At 76.1% G+C, this 12739-nt stretch carries 7 protein-coding genes and 1 tRNA gene; 4 read left to right on the top strand and 4 right to left on the bottom strand.

Going from position 1 to position 12739, the window contains the following annotated elements; all coding sequences use genetic code 11:
- The first annotated feature begins 7 nt into the window (after window positions 1-7).
- Together ABD284_RS10740 and ABD284_RS10735 are read left to right on the top strand one after the other, a co-directional pair.
- Complete coding sequence (locus ABD284_RS10740; protein ID WP_344142608.1) at window positions 8-916, top strand: MinD/ParA family ATP-binding protein; 909 nt, start codon at window positions 8-10, stop codon at window positions 914-916.
- A gap of 3739 nt (window positions 917-4655) precedes the next feature.
- Window positions 4656-5486 carry an SAM-dependent methyltransferase gene (locus ABD284_RS10735; protein WP_344142607.1) on the top strand — a complete coding sequence of 277 codons (831 nt, stop codon included), beginning with the start codon at window positions 4656-4658 and terminating at the stop codon, window positions 5484-5486.
- A gap of 109 nt (window positions 5487-5595) precedes the next feature.
- Here ABD284_RS10735 and ABD284_RS10730 read toward each other — a convergent pair whose 3' ends face one another.
- Window positions 5596-6021, bottom strand: coding sequence for an SRPBCC domain-containing protein (locus tag ABD284_RS10730; protein ID WP_344142605.1), 426 nt, complete (start codon window positions 6019-6021; stop codon window positions 5596-5598).
- A gap of 478 nt (window positions 6022-6499) precedes the next feature.
- On the opposite strand from ABD284_RS10730, the gene ABD284_RS10725 reads away from it, so the two are divergent.
- Complete coding sequence (locus ABD284_RS10725) at window positions 6500-7144, top strand: maleylpyruvate isomerase family mycothiol-dependent enzyme (protein WP_344142603.1); 645 nt, start codon at window positions 6500-6502, stop codon at window positions 7142-7144.
- A 115-nt stretch (window positions 7145-7259) separates the two neighbouring features.
- Here the strand turns inward: ABD284_RS10725 and ABD284_RS10720 are convergent.
- The 3 genes from ABD284_RS10720 to cysS form a co-directional block, all read right to left on the bottom strand.
- Window positions 7260-7332 (bottom strand) — tRNA-Thr (locus tag ABD284_RS10720).
- 55 nt (window positions 7333-7387) lie between these two features.
- On the bottom strand, window positions 7388-8440 hold the full coding sequence (rlmB, locus tag ABD284_RS10715) for a 23S rRNA (guanosine(2251)-2'-O)-methyltransferase RlmB (protein ID WP_344142601.1): 1053 nt from the start codon (window positions 8438-8440) through the stop codon (window positions 7388-7390).
- A gap of 424 nt (window positions 8441-8864) precedes the next feature.
- Window positions 8865-10271: a cysteine--tRNA ligase gene (gene cysS, locus ABD284_RS10710; protein WP_344142599.1), complete on the bottom strand. Its 1407-nt coding sequence runs from the start codon at window positions 10269-10271 to the stop codon at window positions 8865-8867.
- Window positions 10272-10699: 428 nt separating this feature from the next.
- Between cysS and ABD284_RS10705 the strand changes: the two genes are divergently transcribed.
- A complete protein-coding gene (locus tag ABD284_RS10705; protein ID WP_344142598.1) occupies window positions 10700-12544 on the top strand; it encodes a DUF2637 domain-containing protein in 1845 nt (614 codons plus the stop codon).
- The last annotated feature ends 195 nt before the right edge of the window (window positions 12545-12739 follow it).

The following is a 12739-nucleotide window of genomic DNA, read 5'->3' as shown; positions in this document are numbered from 1 at the left end:
CCAGACGATGCACGACAGCGCGGAACCGTCCGCCGGCAGGGCCGCGCCCCGCGCCGCCAGGCACGGTGACTCGCTGCTGCGCCGCGTCGGCCGGGGCGCGGCGCGGCCGTTCCGGCCGCCCGAGGACGTCCTGGCGCCCGTCCGGCTGGGGCGGGAGCTGCAGCGCTCGGTGATCACCGGCCGCCGCGTCGTGGTGAGCCGGCCGCACGGCTGGGCGGCCGAGAGCACGGTGACCGCGCTGCTCGCGCTGGCCTTCGCGCACTACCGCTACGACCGCGTGCTGGCACTGGACCTGGGGCCGGGAAACAGCGGGCTGGGTCCGCGGCTGGGTGCGGCCGAACCGGGGGCGCCCGGGCTGGCGGGCGCCACGATCGAGTCGGACTCCTTCAACGAGGTCGCCCAGAGCCTGGAGCGGGTCGGCGAAGGGCTGTGGCTGCTGCCCAGGCTGCAGGAGGAGATCGCGCAAGGGGCGCTGGACGCCAACCGCTACCAGACCGCCGTGCTGCCGCTGACGCGTTTCTTCGGCCTGACCGTGATCGACCGCGCCGCCGACGTGTCGGACGGGCTCAACCGCGCCGCGCAGGCGAGCGCGCACGCGCACGTGCTGGTCGTGCCCTCGACCCGGGAGGGTGCGGCGAGCATCGGGCGCGCCTTCGACTGGATGACCGCCAACGGTGCCGAGTCGTTGCCGCGCCGGATCGTCGTGGTGTTCACCGAGCAGACGCGCGGGGAGGACCGCGCGTTCGACTTCCGGGGCTCGGCGGCGATCCTGCGCGAGAGCGGGGCGGAGGTGTTCCGGCTCGGCTTCGACCGCCACCTCGCGGAGGGCACGCGCATCGACCCTTCGCGCATTTCCGCCGCGACGCACGCGACGGCGACCCGGATCGCCGCGGAGTGCCTGCGTCGGTCGCTGTGAGGCGGGTGCGTCGGGTGCGGCGGGGAGGAGCCCGACCGGCCCGATCCGTGTGACGATGTCCGACGGGGAGCGTTGACGGCGCCGCCCCGAACCGACGCCCGGGGGTGCCCGACCATGCCCGACCGATCGCCGAACCGAGAGAACCCGCAGTACGGCGAGAACGAGGAGCCGCAGGAGCGGTCCCCGGCTCCGAGCGCGCCCGAGGAGCCGGACGGCGGCGCCTCCCCGTATGCGGACTTCGACGCGCCTCCGCCGCCGTATGCCCGTTACCAGGGGCCGCAGGGCCCATACGGCGGTGGCCGCCCGCAGCCGGGGGCGCGGCCGCCGACACACGCGGACGACGTGTCCGCCCCGGTCCGCGGCCGGCCCGCGGCGCACCGGGACGCGGGAGGCGCCGACCCGTACCGGCGGCCGGGCGGCGCTCCGGGGAGCGGCGGCGGTGCGGCGGGAGCCGGACCGGCGGGCACCGGCGCGGGCACCGGCGCCGCGGTCACTCCCGCGGGCGGCGCGCGACCGGGCGGCCCGTGGGCGGCAGAAAGCGCCGGAGGGCCCGGCGGTTCCGCAGAGGCCAAGCCGGAGGACCAGACCCACCCGCTGCAGCGCCGCACCAACCCCGCGGGCTCCGCCCCCGCCCGCCCGGCGACGGGTACGCAAGACCCGCACGGCTCCTACGGCCCCAACCCCGGCCCCACACCTCCCGCGACAGGCCCCGAGCCCCCCGCCGGAGCCGGCGGCACCGGCTCTGGTCCCGGCAGCACGGCCGCCGGACCGCAGAACCCCGGCAACGCCCATCCCGCAACCGGCCCCCACCACACCGGCGCGGCCAGCGGCGCGGCGCACCCGCCCGCGGGCCCACAGAACCAGGGCAGCACCGGGGGCGCGGGCCCTGCGCGCCCGGCGACGGGCCATCAAGCGCCCTACACCGCCCACGACACCGGCCCTGGACCCGCCACCGGCGCCGGCGCCGGCCCCGCGCATCCGACCACCGGGCCGCAAAACCCAGGCAACGCCTATCCCGCAACCGGACCGCAGCCGGCGACCGGTGCCCACGGCCCCGGGGCGGGGCATCCCGCATCGCCGCAGGACCCGTCGGGCGGCTCCCCTGCCTACGGCGGGCCCCGTCCCGAGGACCAGACGGTCCAGCTGCGGCGCCCCGGCTCGGAAGGCGCGGCGAGCGGGGGCTCCGACGATCCCGCGGGGCAGACCCAGCCGCCTTCCCTGCGCCCGTCCGCCGCGCGACGGCAGCAGGGCGGCTCGGCGGCAGTCGGCCACAGCCCTCCGGGATCGCCCTACGGGACGGGCCGCGAGGGACCGAGCGGGCCGCAGCAACCGCAGTCGGCGTACCCGGCGACCGGTGACCGGCCCTCCGCCGACCCGCGGCAGGGCGGCGACGTCCAGGGCGCCCGCGAGGGCGCGCCCCGCTACGGGCAGAGCATGCGCGAGACCGGTGAGCCGCAGTCCGCGTATCCGGCGACCGGCCGCGGGCAGGCCGGTGGCGCTCCGCAAGGCGGCGCCGACCGCCCCGCTCCCGCCCCGGCGCCGGACAGCGGTTCTCCCTCCCCGGCCGCCGGCCGCACCGGGGCGCCGTACCGGCCGGGCACCCACGCGCCGGGAGGCCGCCGGGACACTCCACCCACCGCCCCGTCCAGTGCGGCGGCGGGTACGCCGCAGGCCGCCGGCACCGAGGCGGCGAAGCCCGAGGACCAGACGCACCCGCTGCAGCGCCGCGGCGCGTCCGGTCCGGCCGACGGCTCCCAGACCTCCTCCGGAACCGCCCAGGCGCCGGCCGAACCCCCGACGACCGGCTCTCAGCACCCGAGCGGTCCGCCGTCATCCGATCCGGCCGCCCGTCCCGGCCATCAGCAGCCAAGCGGACCGCACGGAACATACGCGACGCAAGCCGGGGCCGGTTCCCACCAGCCCGGCGGCCCTGTGGCGACCGGCCGCGACCAGGGCACCCCGCCCTACCACCCCCAACCTCAACAGCAGCCCCAGCCACAACCCCAGCAGCCGAGCGGACCGCAGCAGCCCCACTCCGGCACCGCATCCCAGCGGCAGCAGGACTCCACGCGGACCCCCGCCAGGCGCCCGAACCCGGCCACCAACCGGCCCGGCGGCGTCCCGCCGACGGCCGAACCGGGCAGCGGCGGCACCGGACCCGGCTACCGAGCGGGTGGGCAGCCGCACGACCCGAACACCACACAGGAGCCGCGCCCCGCGGCGGCCGACCCCAGGGAGGCCGGCGCGCCCGCCGCATCGCAGGCCCGTCCCGGAACGGGAGCAGAGGTTCCGGCCCGTCCGGCCGCAGCCCCTCACCAGCCCGGCGGCCCTGCGGCGACCGGCCGCGACCAGGGCACCCCGCCCTACCACCCCCAACCCCAACAGCAGCCCCAGCCACAACCCCAGCAGCCGAGCGGACCGCAGCAGCCCCACTCCGGCACCGCGTCCCCGTTGCCCGACCGCGCCGGTGGAACGAAGGAGCCGCGGCCGGAGGAGCAGACCATCCGGCTCCGGCCCGTCGACGACTCGGGCCCGGACGATCCGGGCGGTCCCGCGAGTGGGCCTCCGCGGCTCGCGGATTCGGCCCGGCGGAACACTGGTCGGCCCCAGGACGCGGAATCGGCCCACGGCCCCGCATCCGCGCGGCAACCCGAGCCGGATGGCCGCAGCGGTGCGCAGCAGGCGGGCAGCGCGGGCGGGCCGCAGCCGCAGACCCCGCACGGCGGGTGGGGGCAGACCCGCGGCGACCGGCCGGCGAGCGGACCGCAGCCGTCCCGGGCGGCCTGGCAGCCGGACCCGCGCCCGCACCAGGCGGGCGGGGAGCCATACAGCGCTGCCCCGCCGAGCGGACCGGCCGGCACTGCGGCGTATCGCGGGACCGGGGCGCAGACCGCCGGGACCGCGGGCCGGGAACCGGCCTCCGGTCCGCAGCAGGCGTTCCGGCACCCGGCACCGTCCGCCGGTGCTCCGTCCGCACAGCAGCAGTGGACGCCGACGTCGGCACCTTCGGGGGGATACGCCGTCTCCGGCGGCGCGCCGGCCACGTCGGCATCGGGCGCGGCGGCGGCGCGGGCGCCCGCGCCGCCGCCCGTCCCGGCGGAGCATCCGTCGGGCCCGCAGGCAGGACACGCCGACAGCGCGTCGGTCTCGGCGATTCCCGGCTCCGCAGAGGCCAGGGCCTTCATCGAGGGGTCCGGGCAGGCGCCGCCGTCCGCGCCTACGGCGGCTCCGCGCGCGGCCACCCGGGGCGGCTCCTATGAGCGCCGCCTGCGCGATCTGCCCGGCGTTCCGGCCTCATTGCTGCCGAGGGCCCTCTACAAGGCCACCGGCGGCAGGGTGCGCCTGGGCTCGCGCGAGGGCGCCGGGTAGGCCGCCCGCCCCGGAAGCCGGTCGGGGCGGACCGCCCGGGGCCGCGTACAACACGGCGTCGGGCCCGCCCAGATCCGGGAGCGGCCACAACCGGCCCGCGGCGGCGCGGGCGGCGACCTCCGTCCCCGGCGCGGCGGCTCCGGTCGGCCGTCCCGGCTCCGATCGCCTCCGCTGTGCTGCGGCATCGGCCCCGCCTGGCTCCCGTCGCAATGCCCGTCGGCTGCCACGCACCGGCGGCGGCCCGCCGCCCGCTGTGACGAGCGCCACCGCGCCCGCGGCCCCGACGCTACAGAAAGCGCTTGCCAACCCGGCGATGTGATGCACAATGTGCACCCCCACGACCGATTCGTCCCCCAGGAGACGGACCTCGATGAGCACCGATTCCAGCGCTGAAGGGGGCCACGGCGTCCCGACCGTAGCGAGCGCGGCCCGCCTCTACGACTACTACGTCGGCGGCAAGAACAACTTCGCCGTGGACCGCGAGCTCGGCGAGCGGATCGAGCAGCAGATACCCGAGATAAGGAAGATGGCGAGCGCGAACCGGCGGTTCCTCGGCCGGGCGGTGGACTTCATGGCACGGCAGGGGATCGACCAGTTCCTGGACATCGGGTCCGGCCTTCCGGCGGAGAACCCGGTGCACGAGGTCGTGCGCCGACGCATTCCCGAGGCCCGGGTGGTCTACGTCGACAACGACCCGGTCGTCCGGGTGCACGCCGAGGCGCTGCTGGCCGACCGCGCGGAGATCACCGGCGTCGTCGAGGCCGACATGCGCGATCCCGAGAGCATCCTCGGCCGCCCCGAGCTGACCGGCCGCCTCGACTTGAACCGCCCGGTCGGGCTGCTGCTCGTCGCGATGCTGCACTTCCTGCAGGACCACCAGGACCCCTACGGTCTGCTGCGGCGCTACGTGGAGCGGCTGCCCGCCGGCTCCTATGTGGCCATCAGCCACGTCGAGAACGAGACCGCCCCCGAGCGCGCGGCCGCCCTGGAGCGGTTCTACGCGAACACCAGTTCGCCCGGCCGGGCCCGTTCCAGCGCGGAGATCGCGCGCTTCTTCGCCGGCCTGGAACTGGTCGACCCGCCCGGCCTGATCCATTGCGACGACTGGACCACCGAGCCCTCGCCCGTGGTCGACGCCGCCGACTACATCCCTCCGGAACAGGCCTGGGGACTGGCGGGGGTCGCACGCATCCCCGGCTGACGCCGGTGCCGATGCCGGGTCCCTCCGGGGAGCCGGCGGGCGCGCGGCAGTCGCCGCGTCCGGCGTCCGGCGTCCGGCGTCCGGCGTCCGGAACGGTGTAGGGCTGCCCTCAGCCCATCTCGTCCAGGACGCGTCCGAGCTCGTCGAGGCACGCGATCCACCCGGTCTCGGTCTGCGCGGCCCACGTGTCGTCGGCGAACGTGTGGGTGAAGACCATGCGGCACCCCTCACCATCGGGCTCCAGTTCCAGACGCAGCCCGTGGGTGCCGGTCTCCTCGTCGTACTCCCGCAGGGCGAAGACCCGGGACGGCTGAAACTCGGTGATCTCGGCCCGCGGCCCCGGAGCCCCGTCCTCGCCCTCGAACACGATGGCCCCGCCGACGCGAGGGGCGAGTTCCGCGGGGGTGAGCGGGTACCACCGGCCGAGGTGCTCCGGTTCGGTGATCGCCCGCCACACCCTCTCCGGCGGATGCGCGAAGCGCCGCTCGAAGCGCAGAGCCCACTGGTCCCCCACGCGGCGCAGTGCGTCGCTCATGCTTCCTCCGTACGTTGTCATGCGGCCCGCAAGGGCCGGGTATGGCTGATGCGTCTCTGTCTTCAGCGGCTTCGGAAAAGTGGAGTCGCTGCTTACAGAAGTGACGACGGGTGTTCCCCGGGCCGACGCCAAGACGGCGAGCGCCCGGAGGACCGGATGGAGCACCCCGCCCCACCGGTCCCGCTGGCCGCTTGCCGACTTCGTCGGCGGGGTCCCCTTCGCGGTGGGCGATCGTCCGGAACGGGGCCCACTCTCTGTCCGGTGTTGTTACGTGCCAGAGAATATAGCCGTTCGAGAATATAATACGGTGCCGACCCGCCGCATCCGCGAACGAGGGTCGACCGCGCCCGGTCGGGGACCGCATACTTGCGGAGTAGACACGACGGCGATGTCACCAACGCCGCCTGTGTGCCGGGACCGGCCTGGCGGCGACCGCGCCGGTCCCGGCACACGGGCGCGGACAAGGCGAGGCGGCACTATGGCGCAGCAGGGCGACGGGGCCGGGGCCGGAACGATGGCCATGGCCGTATGCGAACGCGTCGAGTTCGCGGAGCTGCTCGACTCCCTGTCGCCGGAGCAGTGGGACGCCACGACTTTGTGCGAGCGCTGGAGCGTGCGCGACGTGGTCGCCCACGCGATCAGCTACGAGGAGCTGGGGTGGGGCGGTCTCGCCGCCCGGCTGGCCCGGGCGGGGTTCAACGTGGACAAGGCCAACGCCATCGGCGTCGCGGAGTACTCCCCCCGCCCAACGGCCGAACTGGTGCGCATCTTGAGGAAGTATCAGCGCCCTCACGGGCTGACCGCTCTGCGTGGAGGCATGATCGCCCTGGTCGACGGCATGATCCACCAGCAGGACATCCGCCGCCCGCTCGGACTGCCCCGCGAGATCCCGCACGACCGCCTTCGCACCGCCCTCCGCTTGGCGCTGCAGGCCCCGCCCATCGGCGCGGCCAAGCGTGCCCGCGGCCTGACGCTCGTCGCGAGCGATCTGGACTGGACCCATGGCGACGGCCCCGAGGTGCGCGGCCGCGGCGAATCCGTGCTGATGGCGATCGCGGGACGCGGCGAGGCGGTGGACGAACTCTCCGGCCCGGGCCGCCCGCTGCTCGCGGAACGGACCTGACCCGCACGCCCGGAGCCCGGGTATAGCGTTCACACGGCGGACGTCCGCAGCCCGCCCCGAGAACTCCCGGCTGCTTCGCCTCAGGGCTCTGACCTGCCGGTTCGGGCATGAAGAGAGCCGACGAGGGGACTTGAACCCCTAACCCCTCGCTTACAAGGCGAGCGCTCTGCCAATTGAGCTACGTCGGCCTGTGCGCACCGCAGCGCTGCCTGGGGCGCACAGTCGCATCGTACCGGTTTCGCGTCAGTGCCCGGGCTGCGTGGACGCCGATCGGCGGCGGGTGATCTCGTAGAGGGCGACTCCCGCGGCTACCGAGGCGTTGAGGGACTCGGCGCCGCTGATCGGGATGCGGGCGATCTGGTCGCAGGTCTCGCGGACGAGGCGGGAGAGGCCCTTGCCCTCCGAGCCCGCCACGATGACCAGCGGGCCGGCGGCCACGTCCAGGGCCGCCAGTTCGGTCTCGCCGCCGCCGTCGAGGCCGGCGACGAAGACGCCCTCGCTCTTGTAGCCGTTGAGCGTGCGGGTGAGGTTGGTGGCCTGGGCGACGGGGAGGCGGGCCAGCGTGCCCGCGGAGGTCTTCCAGGCGGCGATGCCCACCCCCGCGGCACGGCGCTCGGGGATCAGCAGGCCGTGCGCGCCGAACGCCGCCGCGGAGCGGGCCACGGCGCCGAGGTTGTGGGGATCGGTGACACCGTCCAGCGCCACGATGAGCGGCGGGACGCCGGTCTCCTCCGCCGTGGACCGGGCCGCGTCGAGCAGGTCCTCGGGGTTCCAATAGCGGTACGGCCGCGTTTGCAGGGCGAGACCCTGGTGGGCGGCGCCGGGCTGGCCCTGGCTGTCGCAGCGCCGGTCCAGCTCCGTCCGGGATACCTCGCGCACCTCGAGACCGGCGTCGCCCGCGAGCCGCGCCGCCTCGGTGATGCGCTGGTCCTGGTCCAGGCTGTTGGCCAGGAACAGCCGCTTTGCGGGCAGCCCCGCGCGCAGCGCCTCCAGCACCGGGTTGCGCCCGACCAGCAGATCGGGCGTACCACCGCGGGCGCCCGGCTCAGCGGCCGCAGCTCGCGGCGGCGCCGTCGGAGCGCCCGGCTTCGCCGCGCCCGTGGGCGCCTGCTTGGCCGAACTCTTAGCGGGGTTCTTCGCGGGGCTCTTGGCCGCGTTCTTGGTGGAGCGGCGCGACTTCTCGGAGTACCAGTGGCGCTCCTCGGCCGGAAGCGTCCCCTTCTTGCCCTCCAGGGAGCGCTTCCCCTTGCCGCCGCTGCCCTTGGTGGGGCCCTTCTTGCTCTTCTTCGCCGGCATGGCCTGCTGTCCTCACCCTTCGGTTACCGCTGGTGTCGGCGCGCCGCTGCCCCGGTCGGGGGGCCGCTGCGGGCGCGAAAGCTCTGCTGTTCCGGCGGCCGCCGACGGCGGTGCCGTCCGCGGCGCCGGCCGGGCCGCGCCCGTTCCGCCGGGCCGGCCCTCCGGTCTGTGATGTGCCGCCGGCCGCCGGTTCGCGGCCCGCACCCGCGGGAGGCGCCGACGCTCTCCGACGTCCGGCCGCATTGATGCGGCACCCCTCCATGGTCGCCGATGGCAGCGGGTGGCCGCGCCATCGGCGGCTCGCGCCGGGGGCGCCGCCGGACCGACGCGCCGGTGCGGGCGCACCCCGCCCACCGCATACCGCCGACCGAGCGGCACAGCGTCCGCACCGCGGCGGTGCCGGCCACCCCGGTGCGTCGGCCGCTCAGTCCCGCCGGAGCTCCCAGCGCGGGCCGCGCGGGGTGTCCTCGACCACGATGCCGGCGGCGAGCAGCTGCTCGCGGATGGCGTCGGCGGCCGCGTAGTCCTTGCGCAGGCGCGCGGCCTGGCGCTGGTCGAGGGCGACCGCAACGAGCGAGTCGACGACGTCACGCAGCCCGGACCCGGTACCGCTCGCCGACCAGGTCTCGGAGAACGGGTCGAGCCCGAGTACGTCCAGCATGGCGCGCACCCGGCCGCCGAGCTCGGCGAGGCGCTCCTTGGCCCCCTCGGCGATCGCGGTGTTCCCCTCGCGGACCAGGCCGTGCACGACCGCCAGCGCCTGGGACGCGCCGAGGTCGTCGTCGAGGGCGTCGGCGAACGCCTCGGGCACCTCCGCGGCCCGCTCGACGGTGCCCGCGACCTCGCTCGCGCGGGTCAGGAACCCCTCGATCCGCTGGTAGGCGGCGGCGGCCTCGTACAGCGCGTCGTCGGAGTAGTCGATGGCCGAGCGGTAGTGGGCCTGCGCCAGGTAGTAGCGCAGTTCGACCGGGCGGACCTTGCGGACCATCTGCGGGATGAGCAGGGAGTTGCCCAGCGACTTGCTCATCTTCTCGCCGCTCATGGTGAGCAGCCCGTTGTGCAGCCAGTAGCGGGCGAAGCCGTCGCCGGCGGCCTTGGACTGGGCGGTCTCGTTCTCGTGGTGCGGGAAGACGAGGTCGAGCCCGCCGCCGTGGATGTCGAACGCGCTGCCCAGGTACTTGGTCGACATGGCCGAGCACTCCAGGTGCCAGCCCGGGCGGCCGCGGCCCCACGGGGTGTCCCAACTGGGTTCGCCCGGCCGGGCGCCCTTCCAGAGGGCGAAGTCGCGCGGGTCGCGCTTGCCGCCGTCGTCGGCGGTGTCGCAGGCGCCGCGCATCTGCTCGATCCGCTGGTTGGACAGCTCGCCGTAGCCGGGGAAGGAGCGCACGTCGAAGTAGACGTCGCCGGACCCGTCGCCGGCCGGATAGGCGTGGCCGCGGTCGATGAGCCGGTACATCAGCTCGATCATCTCGGGGACGTGGCCGGTGGCGCGCGGCTCGACCGTGGGCGGCAGGCAGCCCAGGATGTCGTAGGCGGAGGTGAAGGCGCGCTGGTTGCGCTCGGCGACCTCCCACCACTCGACGCCCTCGGCGGCGGCGACGTTGATGATCTTGTCGTCGATGTCGGTGACGTTGCGGCACAGGACGACCCGGTAGCCGCGGTACTCCAGCCAGCGGCGCAGGATGTCGAAGTTCACGCCCGAGCGGATGTGGCCGATGTGCGGCGGCGCCTGCACCGTGGCACCACACAGGTACAGCGAGGCGCACCCCTCGCGCAGGGGTGTGAAGTCGCGGACCTGGCGGGCACTGGTGTCATAGAAGCGCAGACTCACACCGCCCAGGGTAGCGGTTCGGCGGTTTACCACGGGCCCGCTCTCCACAGCCGACCGGCCCCGCACCGGGCCGGCGGCGTGACCTCCGCAGTCGCCGGCCGGCGACTGCGGGAAGGGCTCTTCACCCCTCCGGTTCCGGAGCCCGCTCCGAGGGCCCCGGGAGAACAGCGGCTCCCGGCGAGGGGCGGGTCGGTCGGCGGGAAGCCGTGAAACGGGCGTCCGCAATTCGGCGGAATCCGTCCCGAAATCCCGCGCACACGGCCCCGCGACCGCCGCCGGTCCATGACCCGCTCTTCCTCCATCAGCCCCCGACCGGGAGGAACGCAGCCGCGCCGCGCCGCGCGGCGCGCCGGTCCCGGATACGGCCGGTTTCGGGCGATACGCAAACTCGTGTTCGCCGCGTTCGCTGGGCTACGCTTCTGCGCACGATGGCCGTTAAAAGCTCCTCCAAACCCGCAGGTACGCGTCCTGCGCCCGAGCCGCAGCACTCCGGATCGCCGGTGGCCGCGATGCTGTTCACCGCGTTGGGCGTGCTGGTGATCGCCGGGTGCGCGGTTCTGCTCTCCTACAACGGCGTGTACCAGATCGCCGTGCAGGGCAACGTCGGCGCGCGCTACGCCCATCTGTATCCGGCGGTCTTCACGCTGCTCGTCCTCATGGCGCTGTGGACGAGCTACGTGCTGCGCACCGCCCCGCGCTCACGGCGGCTGTGGGCTGACGGGCTCATCGTCCTGCTGGTCGCCGTCGCCGCGGGCGCGAGCGCCCTGGAGGCAGGCGGCCTCGTGCTGGTGCCCGGCGTCGCGATGGTCGTCGCCGCGGTCGCCCCCTGGCTGGCGCTGCTGGTCGCCTTCCGACTCTTCCTGTCGGTGGTCATGCACCTGCGCGGCGAGGTCCCCGGCACCGGCCCCCGCCGCCCGCGCGAACGGCGGCGCGGAAGGAACCGCGCCGAGCCCGAGGACGAGCCTGAGCCCCCGCGCGCGCCCGCGCCCGCCGAGGCCGAGGAGGACACCCGCCCGCTGGACGAACTGCTGGACGAGGAGCCCCGGCCGCAGGCCGCCGCGACCGAGGCGCCGCCGCTGCAGCACAGCCCCGGGCCGCCGCCCCGTCCGCGCGCCCCCGAACCCGCGGACTTTCGCGACCCCGGCCCGCACCCCCAGCGCCCGGAGCCCGCCGACCGCCCCAGCCGCCCCGAGCGCGCCGAGCGGCCCGAACCGCCGGAGGAGCCCGCTCCGCCGCGCCGGCGCAAGCGCCCCGGCCTCTTCTCCCGCCGACCCGCTGATACCGGCGCCGGGACTGAGGAGCCCGACGAGCCCGGCCCGCACGACTCCCGGGAGCCGCAGCAGCCCGCCGACGCGCTCGGGGAAGTCGACTCCGGCTCCGCCGTCGGGTCCGCCCCGCTGTGGCCCGCCGCTGCCGCTCCCGTCCCCGCGGACCGTCCGGTCGACGACGGCGACGCACGGCCGACCGCCGGCGCGCCGGGCGCGCATACACGCGAATCCGAGGACTCCGACGAGTGGGCGTGGGCCGACGCCGAGGAGGACTCCGACCGCGCGCCGATCGCCCCCGCGTCCGGGGCAGAGGCGGCCGAGGCCGAATCGGGCCGCCCCGCGGAGGCCGAGGAGGCAGCCGACGCAGCCGCAGACGCAGCCGGCCCCGCGGCCTTGGACGCGGTCCCCGACACCGCTGCCGATCAGGAACCGGCCGCGGACACCGCGGCCGCCGCGGCGGCCGACTCGGGCCCGCTCCCTGCCGGCGCCGAGCCCGCTGGGGACGCCGCCGACACGGCACAGGACGCGTTCGAACTGCCAAAGCGCGAGCCCGGTGCCGCCGAGAACCCGATCAAGCGGGCCGCCGACGCCCCGCCGACTCCCGAGCCCCTCGGCGCCCCGGACCGGGACGGCGGGCAGACCGCGTCCGCGGCCGCCCCGGCGCACCCGGGAGAGGACGCCGACGGCTTCGTGCACGACCTGCCTTTGGGCGACCCGACCAATGACGAGGCCGAGCCCGGCACGGACGCGGCCTCCCCCGCGGACGAACCGGCCGCCGAGGGGACCGGGGGCGGGGGGCACAGCGGCGCCCCCGGCGCCGATCGGCCCGATCCCCACCGTGGCGACGCCTACCCCGCGGCGCCCCCGATCGAGAAGCGCCCGATGGTCCTCAAGCCCCGCCGGACACCGCCTCGCGTGGCGCCGCCACGCGAGGCGCCGTCCCCGTTCCCGGCCGACCCGCCGTCCAACCGGGTCCGCAGCGAGCCCAAGCCGCCCGAGGAGTAGCCGCCGCCGCGCGGCGGCTTGGCCGGTGAAGGACCCGCCGCCTCGGCGGCCGGGACGGCGGCGCGGCAAGCCGGAGGAACCGCGGATTCGCGCGGGCCCTCTCGCCGACGGGGAGCGGACCGCCGGGCGCCCGCCCCGGCCGCGCGCGGCCCGCCGGCAGGCGCCCGGCGGTCCCGCATGCCTCGCCCGGCTGTG

It is taken from the genome of Streptomonospora arabica, from assembly GCF_039531585.1.
GTDB classification, from domain to species: Bacteria; Actinomycetota; Actinomycetes; order Streptosporangiales; family Streptosporangiaceae; genus Streptomonospora; species Streptomonospora halophila.
Note: the sequence above shows the minus strand (reverse complement) of the source record. Positions and strands in the feature narration are given on the sequence as shown.